Here is a 23,951-nt window from a genome sequence, read left to right as displayed (position 1 = left end):
GCGACGCTAAGCCGCCGCGACCGGGGCGCGACACCCTTACCAGACGGTAGTGTCGTTCCTCGGCAGTCAATTACCTCTGATGGGCGACACGACAGGGAGAACTGGTGACAGCCAACGCCCGAATCGCAGTGTCCGGAAGTATCGCGACAGACCACCTGATGCACTTCCCAGGCAGATTCGCCGAACAGCTCATCGCGGAGCAACTGCACCGCGTCTCCCTCAGTTTCCTGGCCGACGACCTGGTCGTCCGGCGTGGCGGCATCGGCGCGAACGTGGCTTTCGGGCTCGGGGTGCTCGGCGTCAACCCGATCCTCGTCGGCGCGGTGGGCGCCGATTTCGCCGACTACCGGTCCTGGCTCGAACGGCACGGGGTGGACACCTCGGGCGTGCTGGTCTCCGAGGTCGCGCACACCGCCCGGTTCGTCTGCACCACCGACGAAGACCTTTGCCAGATAGCCACCTTCTACGCCGGCGCGATGGCCGAGGCGCGCAACATCGAACTCCGCCCGGTCGCCGAGCGCGCGGGCGGGCTCGGGCTCGTGCTGATCAGCCCGGACGACCCCGACGGTATGCTGCGGCACGCCGAGGAATGCCGGGAACGCGGCTACACCTTCGGCGTCGACCCGTCCCAGCAGCTGGCCCGGATGGACGGCGAGCAGGCCCGCGCCTTCGTCACCGGCGCGAAGTACCTGTTCACCAACGACTACGAGTGGGAGCTGCTACGCCAGAAGACCGGCTGGTCCGAGGAGGAGGTGCTCCAGCACGTCGGCATCCGGGTCACCACGCTCGGCGCCGACGGGGTGGAGATCATCGGCCCGGACGGCGCCATCAAGGTGAGCGCCATCCCGGAGACCACCAAGGCCGACCCGACCGGCGTCGGCGACGGGTTCCGCGCCGGGTTCCTCGCGGGGCTCGACGGCGGGCTCTCGCTGGAGCGGGCCGCCCAGCTCGGTTCGCTGATCGCCGTGCTGGTGCTGGAAACCATCGGCACCCAGGAGTGGACCCTGGACCGCAAGGAAGGGCTCAAGCGCATCGCGGACGCCTACGGCAACGACGCCGCCGTGGAGATCGGCGCGGTGCTCGGCGCCTGAGCGGCGACGAAGAAGGCCCCCTGCAGCCTCGGCAGGGGGCCTTCTTCACGTCCGCGTCAGATCCGCACCGGGTAGACCGGCTCGGGGATCTCCGGCTTGATCCGGTTCTCGATGAAGATCCCGTGCCACAGCATGAACACCAGCAGCGCCCAGATCCGGCGGCTGTGGTCGAGCGAGCCCGCCTTGTGCTCGTCCAGCAGCCGCAGCACGGCCGTCTTGTCGATCAGCTGCTCGGTGCGCGAGTCGTTGATGATCCCGCGCGCCCAGTCGTACATCTCGTCGCGCAGCCAGAGCCGGATCGGCACCGGGAAGCCGAGCTTGCGCCGGTTCAGCACGTGCGCGGGCACGATCCCGTCGAGCGCGCGGCGCAGCGCGTACTTCGTGGTCTCCTTGGTCACCTTCTGGTCCAGCGGGATCCCGGCCGCGACCTTGAACACCTCGGCGTCCAGGAACGGCACCCGCAGCTCCAGCGAGTTCGCCATGGTCATCTTGTCCGCCTTGACCAGGATGTCCCCGCGCAGCCACGTGAACAGGTCCACGTGCTGCATCCGGGCGACCGGGTCCCAGCCCGCCGATGTCCGGTAGTGCTCGGCCGTGACGTCCTTGTGCCCGACGCCCTCCTGGAAGGTGCGCAGCACGCCGCGCAGCTGGTCGTCGCGGAAGATCCGCGCGTTGCCGTAGTAGCGCTCTTCCAGCGACAGCGCGCCGCGCCGGAGGAGGTCCTTGCCGCGGGTGCCCTCCGGGATCCGCTCGGAGACCTTGCCGATCAGTTTGCGCACGCCGCCGGGCACCTTTTCGAACGGCGCCAGCGAAATCGGCTCGTTGTAGATCGTGTAGCCGCCGAACAGCTCGTCCGAGCCTTCGCCGGACAGCACGGCCTTCACGTGCTTGCGGGCCTCGCGTGCGATGAACCACAGCGGCACCAGCGCCGGGTCGGCCACCGGATCGTCGAGGTACCAGACGATCAGCGGGAGCGCGTCCATCATCTCGTCCGCGGACACCGTGCGGATCACGTGCTTGACGCCGATCGCCGCCGCCGACTCGGCCGCGACGTCCACCTCGGAGTAGCCCTCGCGCTCGAACCCGGTGGTGAACGCGATGAGGTTCGGGTTGTGCTCCTTGGCCAGCGCGGCGATCGCGGTGGAGTCGATGCCGCCGGAGAGGAACGCGCCGACCGTGATGTCCGGGTCGGCGATCATGTGCTTGCCCACCGAATCGCGCATCACGTCGGCGATCCGCTCGTGCAGCGCCTTCGCCTCGGCGTCGGTGTGCACCGGCTGGGCGTTGAAGCGCGGGAAGAAGTACCGCTCGATCTTCGGCTCGCCGCCGGGGGAGACGGTGAACTGCGTGCCCGATTCGATGCGGCGCACGCCCGAGTGCAAGGACTCCGGCTCGGGCACGTACTGCAGCGTCAGGTAGTGCTGCAGCGCGGTGGTGTCCAGTTCGGACTCCAGCCCGAGCGTCCCGGTCAGCTCCAGCAGGCTCTTCTTCTCGCTGGAGAACGCCACTCCGTGCGGGCCCGCGGAGTAGAACAGCGGCTTGATGCCGAACGGGTCCCGCGCGCCGCGGAGCACCTTTTCGTCCGCGTCCCACAACAGGAAGGCGAACATTCCGCGCAACCGGGACACCGCTTCCGGTCCCCAGTAGTGGAAAGCGGCCGCGATCGCCTCGCCGTCGCCCTCTGTGGCGAACTTCGCATCGTGTTCTTCGACGAGCTGCTCGCGCAGTTCGCGGTAGTTGTAGATCTCGCCGTTGAAGTTCAGCGTGTACCGGGCAGGCGACTCCGGCGGGCCCCAGACCAGCGGCTGGTGCGCGTGCTCGACGTCGATGAAGGCGAGCCGGTTGAACCCGTAGACGATTTCGGCATCGGCCCAGGTGTCGGTCTCGTCGGGGCCGCGGTGGCGCTGGCAGCGCAGCGCGGAGCCGACGGCGTCGCGGGCCTTCGCCGCCTCGTTCTCAGTGGGACAGACCAGTCCGAGCAGGCCGCACACGTGTACTCACACACCTCTAGGTCGTGACCGGATATCGAGGGTCAGTATGCCGGGTGGACTTGCCACGAACGGTTACCCCTTGCTCAGCGGGGAACACGGAACTCAGCCGGCCCCTCCCGCCGGCCCACCACCACCCTCAACCGACACGCTCCGCGTGGCTCGCTTAGACTCCCGCTGTCACGCCAGAATTCGAGGAGGCCGGGGTTGAAGAGGGTCGGTAAGGTCGCCGCGCTGGCCGGGCTGGTCGCCCTGTTCGCGACCGGGTGTTCCGGAGACGAGGTGCTGCGCTTCGGCTGGCCGGTCGGTGTCACCGAGCAGGCAGACAAGATGCGCTGGCTCTGGACCTGGTCCGTGATCGCCGCGCTCGTCGTCGGCGTCATCGTGTGGGGGCTCATCTTCTGGGCTTCGGCGTTCCACCGCAAGAAGAAGAACGCGGACCCGACCGAGCTGCCCCGCCAGTTCCAGTACAACGTGCCGCTCGAGCTGTTCTGCGTCATCGTGCCGCTGGTCATGGTCTGCGTGCTGTTCTTCTTCACCGCGACCACCGAGAACCAGGTGCTCGACAAGGTCGACGACCCGGACGTCACGATCAACGTCACCGCGTTCCAGTGGAACTGGGAGTTCGACTACCCGGACGAGGCCAAGGACGCGACGGGCCAGATGATCCGCACGGTCGGCAGCTCGACGGAGATCCCGCTGCTGGTGGTGCCGGTCGGCAAGACCATCCAGTACAACCTGCGCTCGACCGACGTCATCCACTCCTTCTGGGTGCCGGAGTTCCACTTCAAGCGCGACGTCTTCCCGTACCCGGAGAAGAACAACCAGGACTCGTCCTTCCAGAACACGATCGACAAGTCCGGTTCGTTCGTCGGCCGCTGCGCGGAGCTGTGCGGCACCTACCACTCGGCGATGAACTTCGAGGTCCGTGCCCTGCCGGACAACCTGTACACGCAGTACATTCAGTTGCGGACGCAGGTCAACCCGGCCACCGGGGTGCCGAACACGGCGTCCGAGGCGCTGAGCGCGATGAACTGCGGTGAGCTGTGCACCCCGCACGCGGTCACCACGCAGCCGTTCAACACCGACCGCACCGCGCGCTGACGCAGGGCTCTGGGAACACAGGAGTGAGGACAGCTTCATGAAGGTCGAAGCCCGGATTTTCGACATCGTCACGGTGTTTGCCTTCTTCATCGCCATCGTCTACGGCGTGACCACGTACTACTGGAGCGGGTTCGGCGTCGAGCCGGTCGGCCTGGTCGCGCTGATCCTGACCGGGGGCCTGGCGCTCATCGCGGGCAGCTACATGCGGTTCATCTCGCGCCGCATCGACGCCCGCCCGGAGGACCGCGAGGACGCCGAGATCAGCGACGGCGCCGGCGAGCTCGGCTTCTTCAGCCCGGGCAGCTACTGGCCGATCGGGCTGGCAGGCGCGGCCGCGTTCACCGGCCTGTCGCTGGCGTTCTTCCACGTCTGGATGATCGTGGTCGGTGGCGTGCTGATCCTCGTCGCCGTCGGTGGCCTGGTGTTCGAGTACCACACCGGCCCCGACCACGAATGACCTGACAGCAACGGAAGAAGGCCCCCGCCGGGATCGGCGGGGGCCTTCTTCGTGATACGGCTCAGCGGAAGGCGGCCCAGCGGGCCAGCAGATCGGCGGCGGCGCCGGAGTCGATCGAGCGCGCGGCCTTGTCCAGCCCGGCCCGGAGATCGTCGGTGAGCGAGCCGGAGAAGCCGGCGTGCGCGGCCAGCGCGCCGGCCGCGTTGAGCAGCACCGCGTCCCGCACCGGGCCGGTCTTGCCCGCCACCAGCTCCCGCACCACTTCGGCGTTCACCACGGGGTCCCCGCCGCGCAGATCCTCCGCCGTGGCAAGGGAAATCCCGAACGCGGCCGGGTCGAGGTGCTCCTCGGTGACCTCGCCGTCGCGGACCACCCACACCGTGCTGGTGGTCGTGGTGGTGATCTCGTCCAGGCCGTCGTCCCCGCGGACGACGAGCGTGGAGGTGCCGCGGCGGGCGAACACCCCGGCCAGCACCGGCGCCTTGTCCGGGTACGCGCAGCCGATCAGCCCCGCCGACGGCTGCGCCGGGTTGGTGAGCGGCCCGAGCAGGTTGAACGTGGTCGGCACGCCGAGCTGGCTGCGCACCGGTCCGGCGTGGCGGAACGACGGGTGGAACACCGCCGCGAAGCAGAACCCGATGCCGAGCTCCGACACGCACTTTTCGACGCGGTCCGCCGGCAGGTCGATCGCGACGCCGAGCGCCTCCAGCGTGTCGGCGGTGCCCGCCTTCGACGACGCCGCCCTGTTGCCGTGCTTGACGACCGGAACTCCCGCGCCCGCAACGACTATCGAGGCCATCGTGGAGATGTTCACCGAACCGGAACGATCACCGCCGGTGCCGACGATGTCGACCGCGCGGCCCTCGACGTGCACGCGATGGGCGTGCGCGAGCATCGAGTCGGCCATCCCGGAGATCTCGGCCGGCGTCTCGCCCTTGGCGCGCAGGCCGATCGCGAACGCGCCGATCTGCGCGGGGGTGGCCTCGCCGGACATCACCTGGTCCATCGCCCAGGCGGTGTCCTCCTCGGACAGGTCAACGCCGTCGATGAGCTGAGTCAGCAGCCGGGGCCAGGTCTGAAGGCTCATGTGAAGATCACGCGCGCACGGCCGGGACCCGCTGGCCCCGCAACACGTCCGCGACGGTCTCCGCGGCGGTCAGGGGGTCGAGCGGGTGCACGAGAACGGCGTCGGCCTGCGACCAGGTGGCCAGCCAGCGATCGTCCTTGCGGCGCACCGCGATCACGATGGGCGGGCAGTCGTCGATCTCGTTCTTCAGCTGACGGCACAGGCCGATCCCGCCGGTGGGCTGCGCCTCGCCGTCCAGGATCGCCAGATCGACCGTGCCCTCGTCCATCTCGGACAGCACGTCGGCCACGCCGGCGGCCTCGACGTACTCCACCCGGCCGAGGTCGGTGGCCGGGCGGCGGCCGATCGCGTTGGTGATCGACTCACGGACTTCCGCCCGGTGGCTGAACACCAGGATCCTCATCGGCTGCTCGGTCACGTCAAGCCTCCGGCCTCGTCGCGTACTTGATTTCTCAGATGCTAGCCGCAACGGCGGAGCTCACCCAGAGCCAGTCGGTTGCAAAGCGTCCCAGCCGAGCGATTCGCCGCCGAGCCGCTGCGCGAGCCCGGCCATCCGCGACCGCTCCTGCGCGCAGTGCAGCGCGTCGAGCACCTGGACACGCAAAGCGTGCAAGCGTGCCGTCTCCTCCGTTTGCGACACGGTGCGCAATTCCCACCCGTCCTGGGCCAGAATCCCCGTCGCCTCAGCGATTCGCGCCACCGGCAGCGTCAGATGATGGCGCAGCACAGCGGGTTTCGCGGCGGCCCAATTATGTGATCTCGCCAGCACTGCCGAGTCCGCTTCGGCGATGTCGAAGGCTTCGGCCACCACGACGAGCCCGGGCGCGTCCACGGACAATTCGGGCTCCGCCTCACGTCTGAGCAGGTCACGAAGCCGGCCGAGCAGACTCACCACTGTCCTTCACCCTCCGCGTTCGTGCTGGGGACCAACTCTCCGGGCGACCCTGCCGGGCAGGTCGGATCGCCGGAGGACATAATGCGACTCGTGACAACGGCAGCTCCCAACATCAGCCAGCGGGTGCACTCGCTGAACCGGCCGAACATGGTCAGCGTCGGCACCATCGTGTGGCTCTCCAGCGAGCTCATGTTCTTCGCCGGGCTGTTCGCGATGTTCTTCACGGTCAAGGCGCAGAACTCCACGGGGCTGTGGCCCCCGGTCAACGCCGCCACCGGTGAGCCGATCCATCTCGACATCCCGTACGCGCTGCCCTTCACCATCATCCTGGTGGCGTCGTCGTTCACCTGCCAGCTCGGCGTGTTCGCCGCCGAGCGCGGTGACGTGTACGGGCTGCGCCGCTGGTACGTGCTGACGCTGATCATGGGAGCGATCTTCATCGGTGGCCAGGCCGGGGAGTACACCAGCCTGATCAAAGAGGGCGTCACGATCCCGTCGGGCGCATGGGGCACGGTCTTCTTCCTCGCCACCGGCTTCCACGGTCTGCACGTCATGGGCGGGCTCGTCGCGTTCGTGTTCCTGCTCATCCGCACCAAGCTGAGCAAGTTCACGCCCGCGCAGGCCACCTCCGCGATCGTCGTGTCCTACTACTGGCACTTCGTCGACATCGTGTGGGTAGGCCTGTTCGCGGTCATCTACATCATTCCCTGACCGCCCAGCCCGTCCCGGACTCTCACACAGCAAGGGTTGCCGCAAGATGACCACCACGAAGAAGTCCTCCAAGCGCCGCTTCGGCGCGCGCACCAAGCTGCGCAGGCGGATCGCCGGCCTGCTGGCGCTGGGCGTCGCGCTGATCGGGGCCGGCGCGATCTACGCGGTCTTCGTGCCCAAGGCACAGACCGCGCAGGCGCAGGAGGACCCGGCACAGCTGCGGCTGGGCCAGCAGGTCTACAACAACACCTGCATCACCTGCCACGGCGCGAACCTGCAGGGCGTGCAGGACCGCGGGCCGAGCCTGATCGGCGTCGGTGACGCCGCGGTCTACTTCCAGACTTCCTCCGGCCGGATGCCGATGGTCCGCCAGGAGGCGCAGGCCGAGCGCAAGCCGCCGAAGCTGACTCCCGAGGAGATCGACGCCGTCGGCGCCTACGTGCAGGCCAACGGCGGCGGCCCGGAGCGCCCGGCCGAGACCGGCGCGGCGCTGCAGGGCTCGGACCCGGCCCGTGGTGGCGAGCTGTTCCGGCTGAACTGCGCGTCCTGCCACAACTTCACCGGCCGCGGCGGCGCGCTCTCCGCGGGCAAGTTCGCGCCCGATCTGGACCCGGCCACCGAGGACCAGATCTACACCGCGATGCTGACCGGCCCGCAGAACATGCCGAAGTTCTCCGACCGGCAGCTCACGCCGGACGAGAAGAAGGACATCATCGCCTACATCAAGTCGGTGTCGGACAACAACAACAACCCGGGCGGCGACTCGCTTGGCGGGTTCGGTCCGGCGTCCGAGGGCGTCATCGCCTGGATCGTGGGTATCGCGGCGCTGGTCGGGGTGACCCTGTGGATTGGTTCGAAGGCATGAGCGGCGTGGGTCGCGGCATGGACCTGTGGATTGGATCGAGGGCATGAGTAACGAGGGGCAGCAGGACCTGCCTTCGGACGCGGAGCTGGCCGAGATGGACCGCGATGAGCTGGTCAAGCTGGGCGGCAAGCTCGACGGCGTCGAGATCGTCGACTATCCGGACCCGTGGCCGGTCAAGGGCACGCGCGCGGAGAAGCGCGCGGAGCGGGGCATCGCGCTGTGGTTCACGCTGGCGGGCCTGTTCGGCCTGGCGTTCGTGGTCGGGCTGATCTGGTGGCCGTGGCAGTACAAGTCGCCGAACGAGAGCGGCACCTTCCTGTACTCGCTGTACACCCCGGTGCTGGGCGTGACGCTGGGCATCACGATCCTGGCGCTCGGGATCGGCGTGGTGCAGTACACCAAGAAGTTCGTCCCGCACGAGATCGCGGTGCAGCAGCGCAGCGACAACGGCGGCGAGGGCTCGGCGGAGATCGACCGCAAGACGATCGTCGCCCACCTCGAGGACGCCGGTGCCCGCAGCACCATCGCCCGCCGTTCGCTGGTCAAGCGCAGCCTCGGCTTCGCGGGTGGCGCGATGGGCCTCGGCCTGGTCGCGCTGCCGGTCGCGTCCTTCATCAAGGACCCGTGGGCCGACTCCGAGGGCCCGGACTCGCTGTGGCACACCGCGTGGCAGCCGCAGCACGAGGGTGAAGTCGTCTACATGCGGCGCAACACCGGCAAGTCCGACGAGGTCCGCCTCGTCCGCCCCGAGGACCTCGACGCGGGCGCCATGGAAACGGTGTTCCCGTTCCGCGAGACCGACCGGAACAACGCGGAAGCCCTCTCCGCGGTCTTCATGCGCTCCGACGCCCCCGTCATGCTGATCCGCCTGCGTCCCGAGGACGCCGCGCGCGTGGTCAAGCGCGAGGGCCAGGAGGACTTCAACTTCGGTGAGTACTACGCGTACACGAAGGTCTGCAGCCACGTGGGCTGCCCGACTTCGCTGTACGAGCAGCGGACCAACCGGATCCTCTGCCCGTGCCACCAGTCGCAGTTCGACGCGCTGCACTACGCGAAGCCGATTTTCGGACCGGCGACTCGCGCTCTGGCCCAGTTGCCTATTACCGTGAACGAAGAGGGGTACCTGGTCGCGCGGGGCGACTTCATCGAACCCGTGGGCCCGGCCTTTTGGGAGCGCAGGTCATGAGTTCACTTACCACGCCGACAAAGGGTGAGAGCCTGGTCCAGCGGCAGGTCAACGAGGCCGCCGAGAACATGGACCAGCGATACCACCTGGCCAAGGGCCTGCGGCACCAGATGAACAAGGTGTTCCCGACGCACTGGTCCTTCCTGCTCGGGGAGATCGCGCTCTACAGCTTCCTGATCCTGATCCTGTCGGGCGTCTACCTCACGTTGTTCTTCGACCCGTCGATGGCCGAGGTCACCTACAACGGGAGCTTCCCGAACCTGCAGGGCGTGGAGATGTCCCGCGCGTTCGCCACCACGCTGGACATTTCGTTCGACGTGCGCGGCGGCCTGTTCGTCCGGCAGCTGCACCACTGGGCCGCGCTGGTGTTCGTCGCCGCGATGATGGTCCACATGTTCCGGATCTTCTTCACCGGAGCGTTCCGCAGGCCGCGTGAGGCCAACTGGATCATCGGTGTGCTGCTGCTGGTGCTGGGCATGTTCGAGGGCTTCTTCGGCTACTCGCTGCCGGACGACCTGCTCTCCGGTACCGGTATCCGCGCCACCCTGTCCGGCATCGTGCTCTCGGTGCCGATCATGGGCACCTGGCTGCACTGGGCGCTGTTCGGCGGGGAGTTCCCCGGCAACCAGATCATCCCCAGGCTGTACACGATCCACATCCTGCTGCTACCGGGGATCATGCTGGCGCTGGTCGGCGTGCACCTGGCGCTGGTCTGGTACCAGAAGCACACGCAGTTCCCCGGCGTGCGCCGCAAGGAGACCAACGTCGTCGGCATCCGGATCATGCCGGTGTTCGCCCTCAAGGGCGGCGCGTTCTTCGCGATGGTCACCGGCATCATCGCCCTGCTGGCAGGCATCTTCCAGATCAACCCGATCTGGAACATCGGCCCGTACAACCCGTCCCAGGTGTCCGCCGGCTCGCAGCCGGACTGGTACATGGCCTGGGCGGACGGCATGCTCCGTATTTTCCCGGCGTGGGAGCTCTATCTGGGCAACTACACGATCCCGGCGGTGTTCTTCGCCGGTGCGGTCGGGATGCCGATCCTGATCGGGCTGCTGCTGGCGTACCCGTTCATCGAGCGCAAGCTCTCCGGGGACACGGCGCACCACAACCTGTTGCAGCGGCCGCGTGACGTCCCGGTGCGCACCAGCATCGGCATCATGGCGCTGTCGTTCTTCATGGTGATCGAGGCTTCGGGCTTCAACGACATCATCGCCGACCAGTTCGACATCTCGCTGAACGCGACCACGTGGGCCGGCCGCATCGGGGTGCTGATCGTGCCGCCGCTGGCGTACTTCATCACCTACCGGCTGTGCCTCGGCCTGCAGCGCGCCGACCGTGAGGTGCTCGAGCACGGCATCGAGACGGGCATCATCAAGCGGCTGCCGCACGGTGAGTTCATCGAGATCCACCAGCCGCTCGGCGGTGTGGACAGCCACGGCCACGCGATCCCGCTGGAGTACCAGGCGGCACCGGTGCCGAAGAAGATGAACAAGCTCGGCGCGGCGGGCAGGCCGGTGCCCGGCACGCTGCTGGCGCCGGACCCGGCGGACGAGGTCGCGGCTCTCGACAGGGCCCGCGGCAACGGCCACGGCGGCAATGGCTCCGGCAACGGCGAGGTGTCCGGCAGCGAAGAGGTTTCCGCGGGCAGGCACGCGGAGCACTGACGTACGAAAACGAACAGCCGCCCTTCCCGTGCTGGGAGGGGCGGCTGTTTTTCGTGCCGGGGCTCAGTCCTCGGCGCCGATCGCGAACGCGGATTCGGTGTCGGCCGTGGAGTACGAGCGGAACGCGATGTGGGTGTCGGTGTCGATGACGCCCGAGACGCGGCCGATCTTGCCGGGGATCAGGTCGGCGAGGTCCTCGTGGGTGTGCACGCGGACCATCGCGATCAGGTCGACGTCGCCGGCGCACGAGTAGACCTCGGCGACTCCGTCGATGTCCGCGATCGCCTGCGCGGTCTCGGGAATGCTGTCCGCCACGGCATGAATCAGCACGAACGCGGTGATCACTGGGGCCTCCTCGGCGAGTCTCGGTCACCGCGATGGTATCCGGGCGATCAGCTCACGGCTTGCTCCAACGCCGCGGCCGTCGAAGCGCGTTCCAGCCAGCCCTGCCAGCCGCCGACGCCACGCGCGGGCTCCGCCCACGGCACCGCCGTGCGGACCAGGCGGACGCCGCCGCGGGTGAGCCATCGCAGCAGCAACGCCGTCTCTTCCGCGGGCGCGCCGTAGAGCGGGCCGGCGTCGGGCGTCACCGTCTCCGCCGAGGCGACGAGCGCGTCGACCACCGGCATCGGCGGCACGCCGCGCCGGGCCACGCCCGCCGACGCGAGCCTGCCGTGGCGGATCACCGCGAACTCCCAGCCACCGGACCCGTCCGGCGACGCGGCGACGAGCTCCGGGATTGCCGCCAACGCGGTGAGCCGATGCGCTTTGCCGATCGCGCGCACGAGGATGGCCAGCTCGTCCCTGCGCCGGGCCGCCTGCTCGAAGTGCTCGGCCGCGGCCAGCTCTTCCAGCTGCCGCAGCGCCGCCTCCAGCGGGACGGTGTCCTGGCCGTCGATGAGGCTCTGCACGCCGTGCACCGAAGGGCTGTACTCGTCGACGCTCTGCAGGCCCGCGCACGGCGCCTTGCAGCGGCCTATCTCGGCCAGCGCGCAGGGCTTGGCCGACGGGGCCGTCGCCGGGATCCGCAGCGTGCAGGTGCGCAACCCGGCGGCGCCGGCGAGGGTGTCCGCCGCGAGCTTCGCCATCGCCTGCGAGGTGAACGGGCCGAGCGCGCCGTCCTTCGGCAGCCGGACCACGGACAGCCGGGGAAACGCTTCCTCGGTCAGGGCGACCCACCACGACTTGCGCGGATTCTTCGAGCGCCGGTTGTACGCGGGCTTGTGTGCCGCCAGCAACCGGAGCTCCCGCACCTGCGCCTCCAGCGCGTGCGAGCATTCGATGCCGTCCACGCGCTCGGCCAGCGCGACCATTTCGCGGATCCGGCCGCGGCTCTCCGAGCCCGTGAAGTACTGCCGGACGCGGCGCCGGAGATTGCGCGTTGTGCCGACGTAGAGCACTTCTTCGCTGGGGCTGCGGAACAAGTACACCCCGGGCAGCTCCGGCAGATGCGCAGCCATCCCGCGTTTGCGGCGCTGGGCGGGGGTGACCTCGGGCAGGTAGTCGACCAGCTCCTCCAGCGAGTGCACGCCCTGCGGTCCGAGCCGCTCGAACAACGCGTGCAGTACGTCGACAGTGGCCCGGGCGTCCTGCAACGCGCGGTGGTTGGGCGTGGTCTGGGAGCCGAAGAGAGCGGCCAGCGCACCGAGCCGGAAGCTCGGGGTGTCCTGCCTGGTGAGTACCCTCCTGGCGAGCCGGACCGTGCATACGACCGCGGGTTTCGGCCAGGGATAGCCATATTCGAGGCAGGCCGCGCGCAGGAATCCCGTGTCGAACGGCGCGTTGTGCGCCACCAGCACGGCCCCGCGGGCGAATTCCAGGAAAGCGGCCAGGACCTCCTCCACCGGCGGCGCCTCGTAAACCATGGCGCCGGTGATCCCGGTCAGCGCGACGATCTGCGGCGGGATCGGCATTCCCGGGTTCACCAGGGTGGCGAACTCGCCGAGCACCTCGCCCCCGCGCACCTTCACGGCGCCGATCTCGGTGATCCCGTCGGTGCCCGGCCGGGTACCGGTTGTCTCCAGGTCGAACACGACGAACGTGGTGTCTTTCAGTGGCGTGCCCAGCTCGTCGAAGGTCAGCTGATCCTGCGCCGCGTGCATGATCGGCACCCTAGGTAAGGGCACCGACAATTCCGGGGCGCGCCATCCCACGACAGGAGATCCGCGATGGGAAGCGACTACCCTGGACGGATGCCGCCCTCAGCGCACGCCGAACAGCACGAAGACCCTGGTCTTCGTGCCGCGGCCGGTGCAGAGCTGCCGGAAGAGGATCCGGCCGCGCCGCTCGACTGGCAGGAAATGCCGGAGCCGGTGCGCACCAGACTGGCCGAGCTCGCCGCGGACGCGCTGGGCCGGATGCCCAGAACCGACGTGCCCCAGCAGCTGCGCCCGGTGGCCAAGTTCGCTCCGGCGAAGCGGGCCCGCCTCGGCGCGACGGCGTTGCTGAACACCCTCCGCGAGTCGATGGCGTTCCGCACGGCTGTCCTCGAGTGGCTGCGTGAACACCGCCAGGACGCGCTGGACCCGAACGACGACGATTCGGTCGCCGCCGCGACGGCCGCTGTGCTCCTCGGCGAGGCGAGCGCCAGCACGCGGGTGCGGCTGGTCGCGAAGAACGCGGCGGAGACGGCGTTGCGCGCGGAGCGGGACGCGGCGGTGGCGCGTAACCAGAAGCTGGAGGCCGAGCTGGCGCGCACGCGCGAGGAGCTGGCCTTGGCGCAGGAGTCGGTGGAGCTGGCGCGCAAGGAGCGCGAGGACGAGCTGAACAAGCTGCGCGGGCGGTTGCGGGAGCAGGGCGTGCAGTTGCGCCAGGCGAAGGACGCCGCGGCGATGGCGTTGAGCAACGCGACCGAAGCGGGGCATCAGCGTGCGGACGAGCTGGAAGCGCTGACGGCGCAACTCGAGCGTGAGCGGCAGCGTGTGGCGACGGAACGGGCCCGGGCGGAGCGGGCGCTGGCCGAGGCGGAGATCGCCCGTCAGTCGGCGCGTGAGGCCCGGGAAGCGGACGAGGTGCGGCTCGCGCTTCTCGTGGACACGTTGGACGGAGCGGTTTCCGGGCTGCGCCGCGAGCTTTCCCTCGGCGCCAGCACCCGCCGCCCCGCCGATCACGTGCGCGGCGCGTCGTCCGGCGGCGGTACGGGTTTGCAGGTGCGTGATCCGGTGGCGCTGGACAGGGTGCTGGGGCTGCCGAACGTGCATCTGATCGTGGACGGCTACAACGTCACGAAGACCGGCTATCCGGAACTGGCGCTGGCCGATCAGCGGGACAGGCTGGTGCAGCAGCTGGGCGCGCTGGCTTCGCGCACCGGTGCCGAGGTGACGGTGGTGTTCGACGGCGCGGGAGTGCTGTCGGTGCCGACGGCCGCGCCACGTGGGGTGCGGGTGCTGTTCTCGGACCCCGGCGTGCTGGCCGACGACGTCATCCGCGCGCTGGTGGCCGCGGAGCCGCCCGGCAGGCCGATGGTGGTCGCGACGTCGGACAAGGCGGTCGCCGACTCCTGCCGCGGCGCCGGCGCGCATCCCGTCGCTTCCGCCGTGCTGCTGCGGAGGCTCGGCCGGGTCTGAAATCACGGAATTGTCGGTGGGTGTCTCTACCGTGCTTCTCATGAACGAACTGGTGTTCGACAGGGAGGCCGGAATGACCGAAGACACTGAGCTCGTGGACTGCGGCCGCTGTGTCGTGCGCGGGGTCGGCTGCGCGGACTGCGCGGTCAGCGTGCTGCTGAACGCGCCACCGTCCATCGAGTGGGACCAGGACGAACTGCGCGCCATCGACGCGCTGGCCGAAGGCGGGTTGATCCCGAGCCTGCGGCATGTGCCGATGGTGGAAAAGCGCCGGGACCGAGCTGCCTGAAGGGGACAACACACCGAGCGCGACAAACGGTCGATCTGGGCGGCGAACGGTCAGTAGTCGTAACCCCACGAATTGAGATGCTGGTCACACCCACAGTGTCGTCGCTGGTCCGAACGGGGTGCGGGCAGGTCACACAGAGTTTTTGTGGGGTACCTCCTGGACGAGCAGGCGGGGGTTTCGTAACCTAGCCGAGATCTCGCGACCGGTAGCCGTCGCACCAGTGACGGCGACGCGGGATTGCCGCCGAAGCAGCTTTGTCGGGGAGTTGCGCCGGAACCACTGTCGCAGGGACATAGGTGGGATACCGCCTTGCCCGCGCACGGTGGGAAGTGCCGTTCGCCGGGAGTTGGCGCGTGTCCGCCCGCGCCCGGCGGCAGAGGGCCCCCGACCTCTGCGCGCGGCGCCGGCAGGCGGCCGAATGCAAAGGAGACACGCGCGGCGTGCAGTCGCAACCCATCAAGCGCGTGATCGCAGGCGCCCTTTCCGCGGCAGCGGTGATCACCGCGGTGAGCGCAGGCGTCCCAGCCAGCGCCGTCACCGCCCCCGCCCTCCAGTCCCCCCCGACCAACTCGGCCGACGCCTTGGCCCAGTACCGCGCGGCCGCTCAGCAGGCTGAGCAGCTGAACGAGGACAAGCTCAAGGCGCAGGACGACTTCAACGCCAAGCAGGCCGACCTCGCCAAGGCGAACGCCGACCTCGCGGCGGCCAACCAGAAGGTCGCTTCCGCGCAGGCGGACGCGGCGAAGTTCCAGACGGTCGTCGACCAGTTCGCCGACGCGTCGTTCGTCAGCGGCGCCCAGTACAACCGGCTGTCCGCACTGCTGACCACCACCTCGGCGCAGGACTTCCTGGACCGCTCCTCCGCGCTTTCGGTGCTGGCGGACCAGAAGAACCGCGCGCTCGGTGACTACACCGGTGCCGTGCAGGCGGCCGCCGCGGCGCAGGCGCAGGCCAACGACGCGAAGAACCGCGCGCAGTCCGCTTCGGACGCTTCGGCCCAGCTGCTGAACGACCTCAACTCCCGCAAGGCCGCGCTGGACAAGCAGGTCGCCGACCTGGCGCAGCTGAGCAACCGGCTGAGCGCTTCGGACAAGGCGGCGCAGAAGGACACCGGCGGCGCGAACCCGAACCTGCCCGCCCCGTCGCAGGCCGCGCAGACCGCGATCAACGTCGCGCTGTCCAAGCTGGGCAGCGACTACGTGTGGGGCGACACGGGTCCGAGCACGTTCGACTGCTCGGGCCTGACGATGTACTCGTACGGCAAGGCCGGGATCACGCTCCCGCGGACGTCCTCGGCGCAGTCCACCACCGGCATGGCCGTTTCGCGGTCCCAGCTGCAGCCGGGTGACCTCGTGTTCTTCGGCAGCCCGGTGCACCACGTCGGGATCTACCTCGGCGACGGCAAGATGGTGCACGCGCCGGACACCGGCGACGTGGTGAAGATTTCGCCGCTGCAGAACGACTATTCGGGCGCTCGCCGGGTCGCCTACTGACCTGCGCGACTCCCACGGGAAGGGCGGCACCCCAGCGGTGCCGCCCTTCTCGTTTTCCGGGGCCGGTAATCTCCCACCGTGCCTCGGACCCTGCTGGTGACCAACGATTTCCCGCCGCGGCCAGGGGGGATCCAGAACTACCTCGACTCGCTGGCCCGGCGGCTGCCGCCGGACGAGCTGGTGGTCTACGCGCCTTCGTGGCACGCGTCCTCGGGCTCGCATCCCGAGTTCGACGCGGCGGCGCCGTTCGAGGTGGTCCGGCACCCGACTTCGCTGATGTTGCCGACGCCGGACGTCTTGCGACGGGCGAAGGACATCCTGCGCGCCCGTGAGTGCGAGTCCGTGTGGTTCGGCGCCGCGGCGCCGCTGGCGCTGCTCTCGAAGCCACTGCGGGCCGCCGGGGCACAGCGGATCGTCGCGTGCACCCACGGGCACGAGGTGGGCTGGTCGATGCTTCCGGCGGCGCGCCAGGCGTTGCGGCGCATCGGCGACACCACGGACGTCGTGACGTACGTCAGCAAGTACACGCGGCGCCGGTTCGCTTCGGCGTTCGGCCCGATGGCCGGGCTGGAGCACCTGCCGTCCGGAGTGGACACCGAGCTGTTCCGGCCCGATCCCGCCGCGCGCGAGGAAATCCGGGCCCGGCACGGGCTCGGCGACCGGCCGACGGTGGTGTGCGTGTCGAGGCTGGTGCCGCGCAAGGGGCAGGACATGCTGATCCGCGCGATGCCGGAACTGCGCAAACTGGTGCCCGGCGCGGCGTTGCTGATCGTGGGCGGCGGCCCTTACCGCAAAAGGCTTTCCCAGCTGGTGTCTTCGCTCGACCTCGAGGGTGACGTCGTGATCACCGGCTCCGTGCCGTGGCCGGAGCTGCCCGCGCATTACGCGGCGGGCGACGTCTTCGCGATGCCCGCGCGCACGCGCGGCAAGGGGCTCGACGTGGAGGGGCTCGGGATCGTGTACCTGGAAGCCTCGGCCACCGGGCTGCCCGTTGTGGCGGGGCGTTCCGGCGGTGCGCCGGAGACGGTGCTGGACGAGGTGACCGGGCATGTCGTGGACGGCCGCGACGTCGAGCAGCTGGTGGACACTCTGGCGCCGCTGCTGAACGATCCGCCGCGCGCCCGCAAGATGGGCGAGGCGGGCCGGACGTGGGTGCGCGAGCACTGGCGCTGGGATCTGCACGCTCGGCGGCTCACCGAGCTGCTCACGCCCTGATCAGGCGGCGACGGCCGGATGGCGCGGGTCGTCGGCGCGCACGAGCACGTCGGCGGTCTCGGCGGGGTGCACTTCTTGTTCGTAGCGCTCGAAAGCGGGCAGGGCCCAGTGCTCCGCCTCGGGCAGCCGGCGGCGCAGCGCTCCGGTGGACAGGGACAGGTGGACGGTCAGTTCGAAGGGCAGGCCGCGGCCGAGGAGTAGCTCGCCGTCGGCGATGAGCACCCCGCCCGGCGGCAGTTCCACGCGGTCCGCGCGGGTGGCGCGATCCCGTTCCGCGTCCCAGAGCGCGGGCAGCACCAGGCCGGTGCCGCCGGGGGAGAGCGGGTCGAGGACCTCGCGGCGGAGGGCGTTTTCGTCCAGCCAGTCGTAATAGCGCGCTTCGGGGTCTTCCCTGCCTTTCTCGAACCGCAGCGACGCCGGCTTCAGGAAGTCCACAGTGGACACCCGCTGGGCCGGTCGCCCGTTGACCCGCAAGGGATCCACCATCGCGTCCGCCAGCGACGCCGTGCCGGCCGCACCGTCGACCGCGATCCGCACCCACGGCGTGCCCGGCAGCGCGAGCACGCGCTCGACCAGTTCGGCGGCGAGCAGCTCGAAGGAGATCGGCCGGTACCTCATGGTCCCCGATCCTAGGGTGCCGGAATTGTCGTACCCCGCCGCTGCCGCGCTGAGAGAACGCTGAGCCCGGGCACGATCCCGGGCGGCGATCCGTTGTCGGTAGGTCAACCGCGCCACTGGGAGGCCGAAGAATGCGGGTGCTCGACGAACCCATCACGTTCGACGAAGACTTCGTGAACCAGCCGCACGCGATCTACGAGCAGCTCCGGGTGCAGGCGCCGGTCCGGCGGGCGATCATGCGCCGCGGGCTGGCCGTCTGGCTCGTCACGGGATACTCCGAAGCGAGGTCCCTGCTGTCGGATCCCCGGCTGAGCAAGGACAACCGCAAGGCGAGGGAGCTGTTCGAAACCAGGATCACGGCCACCGGCACGCCGAACGCGTTCGAGTCTTCGCTGGCCTCGCACCTGCTGAACATGGACCCGCCGGATCACACCAGGCTGCGCAAGCTGGTGAACAAGGCGTTCACCGCGCGGACGGTGTCCCGGCTGCGGCCGCGGATCGAGCAGATCGCCGACGAGCTGCTCGATTCGATCACCGCGCCGGGATCGGTGGACCTGCTGGAGGCGTTCGCCTTCCCGCTGCCGATCACGGTGATCTGCGAGCTGCTCGGGATCCCGGTCGCCGACCGGGACGACTTCCGCACCTGGTCGAACTCGATCGTCTCGGCGAGCGCGCCGGAGGTGCTGCAGGAGCATTCCGCCGCGCTGGCCGGGTACCTGAACGCGCTGATCGCGGTCAAACGGTCCGAACCGTCCGAGGACCTGCTCTCGGATCTGGTGCACGTCTCCGAGGAGGGTGACCAGCTCTCCGACGTCGAGCTGATCTCGATGGCGTTCCTGTTGCTGGTGGCCGGGCACGAGACCACGGTCAACCTGATCGGCAACGGCGTGCTGGCCCTGCTCGAGCATCCGGACCAGCTGGCGGCGTTGCGCGAGGATCCGTCGTTGCTGCCGGGCGCGGTCGAGGAGCTGCTGCGCTACGACGGCCCGATCAACATCGCGACGCTGCGCTTCACCACCGAGCCCGTGGTGGTCGGGGAGGTCGAGATCCCGGCCGACGAGTTCGTGATGGTGTCGCTGCTGGCCGCGAACCGCGACGGTGCGCGCTTCGAGGATCCGGACCGGCTGGACGTGCGCCGTCAGGCCGGCGGGCATCTGGCGTTCGGGCACGGCCTCCACTACTGCGTCGGGGCTCCGCTCGCGCGGCTCGAGGCCGAAATCGCGCTGGGCAAGTTGTTCGGCCGGTTCGGCACGCTGGAGCTGAACGGCGCCGCCACGTCGCTGCGCTACCGGGACAGCACGCTGGTGCGCGGGCTGGAGAAGCTGCCGGTGAAGCTGGCCTGAAGCCGCCGCTGTCCGGCCGGTCCCGTGTCGTTCCCGGGGTCGGCCGGGCAGTGTCGCGCCGTTCGCGGCGTCGCGCAGGGCGTGAATTCGAAGTTCACCGGATGTGGTGTGACGGCGGCCACGGCGCCGCGGCCCGTGACATAGTGTTGATCTTGGTTCCGCGTGGCGACCGGATCGGATGAGAATGGCCGCGTGCAGCCCCGGTCCGGCGTCACTGCCCGCTGTGGCGGGAACGTGAGCATGATCCACATACACGACTTTCGTCCGGTTTTTCGGTATCCCTGGGTGGTCCGGCGAACACGCCGGGTCGCGAAACCCCTGGGAGACCAAGATGATCGACCTGTCCGCGCGTGAACGCGAGCACGCGCCACCGGCACGGGCGTGGCTGACGAACCTGCGCCACGACGTTCCCGCTTCGCTCGTCGTTTTCCTTGTCGCTGTACCGCTTTCGCTCGGCATCGCGCTCGCGTCGGGCGCGCCCGTGGTCGCCGGGCTCGTCGCCGCCGTCGTCGGTGGCCTCGTCGCCGGCGCGCTCGGCGGTTCCCCGTTGCAGGTCAGCGGTCCCGCCGCCGGGCTGACCGTGATCATGGCCGAAACCGTCGCCCAGTTCGGCTGGGCCACCACCTGCGCCATCACCATGCTCGCCGGCGCGCTGCAGATCCTGCTCGGGCTGAGCCGGATAGCGCGCGCCGCGCTCGCCATCTCGCCGGCCATCGTGCACGGCATGCTCGCCGGGATCGGCCTGACCATCGTGCTGGCCCAGCTGCACGTGGTTTTCGGTGGCACCGCGCAGAGTTCTCCGCTGGACAACCTGCTGCAGCTGCCACACCAACTGCTCAACGCGCACGGCGCGGCCACCGCGCTCGGCCTGGCCACGCTCGCGATCCTGATCGTCTGGGGCAAACTGCCCGCCGCCGTCCGGAAGATCCCCGCTCCGCTCGCCGCGATCGGCGTGGTCACCGGCGCGTCCGTCCTTTTCGGACTGAACGTGCCGCGGGTCGAGGTGCCCGCGAACGTACTGGAAGTCCACTTCGTCCCGCTGTTCCCGAACGGCGGCTGGATGAGCTTCGCCGTCGCCGTGGTCACCGTCGCGCTCGTGACGAGCGTGCAGAGCCTGCTTTCGGCGATGGCGACCGACAAGATGCACGGCGGCCGCACGAACCTCGACCGTGAGCTGACCGGCCAGGGCGCGGCGAACGTCGTCTCCGGCGCGCTGGGCGGGCTGCCCGTCGCCGGGGTGATCGTGCGCAGCTCGGCCAACATCGCGTCCGGCGCGCGCACCCGGATGTCGGCGATCCTGCACGGGGTCTGGATCCTGCTGTTCGTCGCGCTGCTCGCCGGTGCGCTGCGCGCCATCCCGCTCGCCGCGCTCGCGGGGCTGCTGGTGCACGTCGGCGCGAAGCTCGTGAACTTCGGCCAGATCAAGGAGATCCGCCGCCACGGTGACCTGTCCGTGTACCTCGTCACGATCACCGGGGTGGTCGTGCTCGACCTGCTCACCGGCGTACTGCTCGGAATCGCGGCCGCCGCGTTGCTGATGCTGCACCGCGCCCTGTGGTCCGGAATCCACGCCGAACAGGACGGGGACGGCTGGCGGGTGGTGGTCGAGGGCGCACTGTCGGCGTTGTCGATTCCGCGGCTTTCCGCCGTGCTGGGCGGAATTCCGCGTGGCACGAGGGTCGCACTGGAACTGGTCGTCGACTACCTCGACCACGCCGCGTTCGACACGCTGTCGGCCTGGCAGCATTCGCACGAGGGCTCCGGCGGCACGGTCATCGTCGACGAGATCGGGCATCCCTGGTTCGAGCGCGGCAAGTCCGGCGCCCCGACCGTCCACAAAGGACAGGCGAGGCGGGTGCTGCCGCGCTGGTTCGCGCCGTGGTCGGAATGGCAGCTCGCGCACGAGGAGCCCCGCATTCCCGCGCAGCGCACGGACAGTTCGATGCGCCGTGGCGTAGCCGAGTTCGAGCGCCGCACCTCGGAGCTGGTGAAGCCGATCCTGGGCAGGCTGGCCGACGTGCACGAGCCGCAGACGCTGTTCCTCACCTGCGGTGACGCGCGGATCGTGCCGAACCTGATCACCAGCAGCGGCCCCGGTGACCTGTTCACCATCCGCAACATCGGCAACCTGGTGCCGGATCACGCGACCTGCGCCGGCGGCGCGGACGCCTCGATCGGCGCGTCACTGGAGTTCGCGGTGGACGTGCTGAAGGTGCGGGAGATCGTGGTGTGCGGGCATTCCTCGTGCGGGGCGATGAAGGCGTTGCTCAAGGGCGCGCCCGAGGGGGCTTCGGCGCTGCAGTCGTGGTTGCGGCACGCGGAGCCGAGCCTGCGCCGCGCGAGGCAGAATCCACCGCTGTCGGTCGAAGGCAGGCTGCCCGCGTCGGATGCCGACCAGCTGGCGCTGCACAACGTGTTGCAGCAGCTGGAAAGGCTGCGTGAGTACCCGACGATCGCGCGCGCCGAGGCGCGTGGGGACGTCGAACTGCTCGGGATGTACTTCGACGTCGGCGCCGCCAGGGTGCATTTGTACGACGCGGAGAGCGGAGCGTTCGGGGAGGCTGATCGCGTGCTGGCGGACGACTGAGGCCGGAGTCGTCCGGTGGGCCGCGTGTGGGAGGCGGGTGAGGCAGTCGGCGGGCGCGGCGAACCTGCTGGTCGAGAACGGGTTCGAGGCGGTCGGCCTGAGCAGTTCACCACCTGCTGAGCGGAGCGGGCCACAAGCCGGTGTCGGGGTCGCGCCGGGGTGCGTACTACCGTTGAGTTCCGTGACCATGCTCGTGCTGACGGGGACCGGAACCGGGGTGGGCAAGACCGCCGTCACGGCCGCGATCGCCGCGCTGGCCGTGGCCGGGGGCCGTCGGGTCGCCGTGCTCAAACCCGCGCAGACCGGGCTCGCCCCCGGCGAGCAGGGCGACGTCGACGTGATCTCGCGGCTCGCGGGCCCGGTCACCACGCGCGAACTGCGGCGCTATCCGGACAGGCTGTCCCCGGAGGCGGCGGCGCGGCAGCGCGGCCTGCCCACGGTGAGCCCGGCCGACGTCGCGTCCGCGGCCACTGAGCTGGACGAGACCCACGACCTGGTGCTGATCGAGGGCGTCGGCGGGCTGCTGGTGCGGTTCGGGCCGGATGGCAGCACGCTGGCGGACTCGGCCTGGGCGCTGGGCGCGTTGCTGATCGTGGTCGCCGACGCCGGTCTCGGCACGCTGAACGCGACCGCGCTGACGGCCGAGGTCGCCAACGCGCGCGGGTTGCACGTGGCGGGGCTGGTGATCGGTTCGTGGCCGGAGGAGCCGGATCTGGCGAGCCTGTCCAACGTCGCCGACTTGCCCGTCGCGGCCGGTGCGCCGCTGCTCGGAGCGCTTGCCGCGGGCGCGCCGGGCCGTGCCCCGGCCGAGTTCGTCGAGCACGCGCGCGCCGGGCTGTCGCCGTGGTTCGGCGGCGAGTTCGACCCGGACAGCTTCCAGAAAGCGGCCGCGGCCCGGACCTGACGCGCGACGCGCTCGACACGGTGCGTGCACGAGCGCGGGCACCGGCTAGTCTCCCCTTGGCCAGGCAGGGTTGGCGGCGAACGGAGACGGAGTGGCTGAGGAAGCGGTCGGAGCCGGCGGCGCTTCGCGGCACGGCGACGAGCCGGCGTTGTCCAGGCTCGTGTTCAACCTTCCCCGCCCGCGCCCGCGAGTCGTGGTCAAGGCCGATCTGCTGCCGTCGGTGAGCGTGCTGTCGTTGATCGGCCTGGTCGGGATCCCGCTGGGCTGGCTCTGGTCGCGGCTCGCGCCGGGGCAGCGGGTGCGGGTGTTCGACGGCGGGCAGCTGATCCCGCTGCAGCTGGAAAGCTGGCACCGCTTCGACGCGCTGGCGATCTACGGGCTGCTCGGGATGGGCGCCGGGGTCGTGACCGGTTCGGTCGTCTGGCTGATGCGGGAACGCCGCGGCCCGGTGATCATGATCGCCGCCGTGCTGGGTTCGCTGCTGTCGGCCTGGCTCGGCGTCACGATGGGCGGCGCGTTCGCGGGCGGGATGTACACCGTGACCGGGTCGCCGAAGGTCGGCGACGTGCTCACCAAGGCGCCGGAGATCGAGTCGTGGTGGGTGCTGGTGGCGCAGCCGCTCGCCACCGCGCTCGTCTACGGACTGCTGGCGGGCTGGAACGGCCGCGACGACCTCGGCCGGAGACTGGGCTAGGAAGTGTTTCAAATGTGGTTTGCGTGGCGGTGCGGGTAGGGCCCCTCCCGTCGCCCGCCACCACCCTCAACGGACGCGCTCCCGCGCGGCCAGCCCGATTCAAGGCGGCCCCTGGCTGTGGGATCTCCTCCTCCAGAATTCCCACCCGCCAGCCCGACCACCACCCCCGGCGGACACGCTCCGCGCGACAG

General features: G+C 69.8%; 22 protein-coding genes. 15 read left to right on the top strand and 7 right to left on the bottom strand.

Annotated elements, in window-relative coordinates; all coding sequences use genetic code 11:
• Positions 1–104: 104 nt before the first annotated feature.
• A complete protein-coding gene (locus FPZ12_RS32125) occupies positions 105–1,091 on the top strand; it encodes a carbohydrate kinase family protein (RefSeq protein WP_144750886.1) in 987 nt (328 codons plus the stop codon).
• A 56-nt stretch (positions 1,092–1,147) separates the two neighbouring features.
• Here the strand turns inward: FPZ12_RS32125 and asnB are convergent, their stop codons facing one another.
• Positions 1,148–3,082 (bottom strand): asparagine synthase (glutamine-hydrolyzing), encoded by a 1,935-nt coding sequence (asnB, locus tag FPZ12_RS32120; RefSeq protein ID WP_144750887.1) that lies wholly within the window; start codon positions 3,080–3,082, stop codon positions 1,148–1,150.
• A 204-nt stretch (positions 3,083–3,286) separates the two neighbouring features.
• On the opposite strand from asnB, the gene ctaC reads away from it, so the two are divergent.
• Together ctaC and FPZ12_RS32110 are read left to right on the top strand one after the other, a co-directional pair.
• The gene (gene ctaC / locus FPZ12_RS32115; protein ID WP_144750889.1) at positions 3,287–4,183 is read left to right on the top strand and encodes an aa3-type cytochrome oxidase subunit II; all 897 of its coding nucleotides are present in this window, start codon (positions 3,287–3,289) and stop codon (positions 4,181–4,183) included.
• Positions 4,184–4,220: 37 nt separating this feature from the next.
• On the top strand, positions 4,221–4,640 hold the full coding sequence (locus FPZ12_RS32110; RefSeq protein WP_144750890.1) for a cytochrome c oxidase subunit 4: 420 nt from the start codon (positions 4,221–4,223) through the stop codon (positions 4,638–4,640).
• Positions 4,641–4,701: 61 nt separating this feature from the next.
• On the opposite strand, the gene trpD is transcribed toward FPZ12_RS32110, so the two are convergent.
• From trpD to FPZ12_RS32095, 3 genes are read right to left on the bottom strand one after another with little or no spacing between them, the layout of a single operon-like run.
• The gene (gene trpD / locus FPZ12_RS32105; protein ID WP_144750893.1) at positions 4,702–5,727 is read right to left on the bottom strand and encodes an anthranilate phosphoribosyltransferase; all 1,026 of its coding nucleotides are present in this window, start codon (positions 5,725–5,727) and stop codon (positions 4,702–4,704) included.
• Positions 5,728–5,734: 7 nt separating this feature from the next.
• Positions 5,735–6,145: a response regulator gene (locus FPZ12_RS32100; RefSeq protein ID WP_144750895.1), complete on the bottom strand. Its 411-nt coding sequence runs from the start codon at positions 6,143–6,145 to the stop codon at positions 5,735–5,737.
• 60 nt (positions 6,146–6,205) lie between these two features.
• Entirely contained in the window at positions 6,206–6,619 is a 414-nt protein-coding gene (locus tag FPZ12_RS32095; protein ID WP_144750897.1) for a hypothetical protein, read from the bottom strand.
• Positions 6,620–6,703: 84 nt separating this feature from the next.
• Here FPZ12_RS32095 and ctaE point away from each other — a divergent pair, with 84 nt between their 5' ends.
• From ctaE to qcrB, 4 genes are read left to right on the top strand one after another with little or no spacing between them, the layout of a single operon-like run.
• On the top strand, positions 6,704–7,333 hold the full coding sequence (gene ctaE / locus FPZ12_RS32090; RefSeq protein ID WP_144750899.1) for an aa3-type cytochrome oxidase subunit III: 630 nt from the start codon (positions 6,704–6,706) through the stop codon (positions 7,331–7,333).
• 46 nt (positions 7,334–7,379) lie between these two features.
• The gene (gene qcrC / locus FPZ12_RS32085; RefSeq protein WP_144750901.1) at positions 7,380–8,198 is read left to right on the top strand and encodes a cytochrome bc1 complex diheme cytochrome c subunit; all 819 of its coding nucleotides are present in this window, start codon (positions 7,380–7,382) and stop codon (positions 8,196–8,198) included.
• A 43-nt stretch (positions 8,199–8,241) separates the two neighbouring features.
• Positions 8,242–9,384: a cytochrome bc1 complex Rieske iron-sulfur subunit gene (gene qcrA / locus FPZ12_RS32080; protein WP_144750903.1), complete on the top strand. Its 1,143-nt coding sequence runs from the start codon at positions 8,242–8,244 to the stop codon at positions 9,382–9,384.
• Positions 9,381–11,051 carry a cytochrome bc1 complex cytochrome b subunit gene (gene qcrB / locus FPZ12_RS32075; RefSeq protein ID WP_144750905.1) on the top strand — a complete coding sequence of 557 codons (1,671 nt, stop codon included), beginning with the start codon at positions 9,381–9,383 and terminating at the stop codon, positions 11,049–11,051. The genes qcrA and qcrB overlap by 4 nt, the downstream gene beginning before the upstream one ends.
• A 63-nt stretch (positions 11,052–11,114) precedes the next feature.
• Here qcrB and FPZ12_RS32070 read toward each other — a convergent pair whose 3' ends face one another.
• Both FPZ12_RS32070 and FPZ12_RS32065 read right to left on the bottom strand, forming a co-directional pair.
• Positions 11,115–11,396, bottom strand: coding sequence for an Lrp/AsnC family transcriptional regulator (locus FPZ12_RS32070; RefSeq protein WP_144750907.1), 282 nt, complete (start codon positions 11,394–11,396; stop codon positions 11,115–11,117).
• A 47-nt stretch (positions 11,397–11,443) separates the two neighbouring features.
• Positions 11,444–13,153 carry a DEDD exonuclease domain-containing protein gene (locus FPZ12_RS32065; protein ID WP_144750909.1) on the bottom strand — a complete coding sequence of 570 codons (1,710 nt, stop codon included), beginning with the start codon at positions 13,151–13,153 and terminating at the stop codon, positions 11,444–11,446.
• A 90-nt stretch (positions 13,154–13,243) separates the two neighbouring features.
• Here FPZ12_RS32065 and FPZ12_RS32060 point away from each other — a divergent pair, with 90 nt between their 5' ends.
• The 4 genes from FPZ12_RS32060 to FPZ12_RS32045 all read left to right on the top strand — a co-directional run bounded on the left by FPZ12_RS32060 (position 13,244) and on the right by FPZ12_RS32045 (position 17,614).
• Entirely contained in the window at positions 13,244–14,617 is a 1,374-nt protein-coding gene (locus FPZ12_RS32060; protein ID WP_144750911.1) for an NYN domain-containing protein, read from the top strand.
• 40 nt (positions 14,618–14,657) lie between these two features.
• On the top strand, positions 14,658–14,906 hold the full coding sequence (locus FPZ12_RS32055) for a hypothetical protein (RefSeq protein WP_243770137.1): 249 nt from the start codon (positions 14,658–14,660) through the stop codon (positions 14,904–14,906).
• A gap of 440 nt (positions 14,907–15,346) precedes the next feature.
• Entirely contained in the window at positions 15,347–16,399 is a 1,053-nt protein-coding gene (locus FPZ12_RS32050; RefSeq protein WP_150980576.1) for a C40 family peptidase, read from the top strand.
• A 78-nt stretch (positions 16,400–16,477) separates the two neighbouring features.
• Positions 16,478–17,614: a glycosyltransferase family 4 protein gene (locus tag FPZ12_RS32045; RefSeq protein WP_144761650.1), complete on the top strand. Its 1,137-nt coding sequence runs from the start codon at positions 16,478–16,480 to the stop codon at positions 17,612–17,614.
• Here FPZ12_RS32045 and FPZ12_RS32040 read toward each other — a convergent pair whose 3' ends face one another.
• The gene (locus FPZ12_RS32040; protein WP_144761651.1) at positions 17,615–18,232 is read right to left on the bottom strand and encodes a nucleoside/nucleotide kinase family protein; all 618 of its coding nucleotides are present in this window, start codon (positions 18,230–18,232) and stop codon (positions 17,615–17,617) included.
• 131 nt (positions 18,233–18,363) lie between these two features.
• Between FPZ12_RS32040 and FPZ12_RS32035 the strand changes: the two genes are divergently transcribed.
• From FPZ12_RS32035 to FPZ12_RS32020, 4 genes are all read left to right on the top strand, one after another.
• Positions 18,364–19,575: a cytochrome P450 family protein gene (locus FPZ12_RS32035; protein ID WP_144761652.1), complete on the top strand. Its 1,212-nt coding sequence runs from the start codon at positions 18,364–18,366 to the stop codon at positions 19,573–19,575.
• Positions 19,576–19,906: 331 nt separating this feature from the next.
• Positions 19,907–22,162, top strand: a complete 2,256-nt coding sequence (locus FPZ12_RS32030; protein ID WP_144761653.1) for a SulP family inorganic anion transporter — start codon at positions 19,907–19,909, stop codon at positions 22,160–22,162.
• A 187-nt stretch (positions 22,163–22,349) separates the two neighbouring features.
• Positions 22,350–23,066, top strand: a complete 717-nt coding sequence (gene bioD / locus FPZ12_RS32025; protein WP_208026097.1) for a dethiobiotin synthase — start codon at positions 22,350–22,352, stop codon at positions 23,064–23,066.
• Between the two features lie 148 nt (positions 23,067–23,214).
• The gene (locus FPZ12_RS32020; protein ID WP_243770141.1) at positions 23,215–23,760 is read left to right on the top strand and encodes a DUF2567 domain-containing protein; all 546 of its coding nucleotides are present in this window, start codon (positions 23,215–23,217) and stop codon (positions 23,758–23,760) included.
• Positions 23,761–23,951 lie beyond the last annotated feature (191 nt).

The organism is Amycolatopsis acidicola, from assembly GCF_007713735.2.
Taxonomy (GTDB): domain Bacteria; phylum Actinomycetota; class Actinomycetes; order Mycobacteriales; family Pseudonocardiaceae; genus Amycolatopsis_E; species Amycolatopsis_E acidicola.
This window is presented reverse-complemented; position numbering and strand designations above follow the sequence as displayed.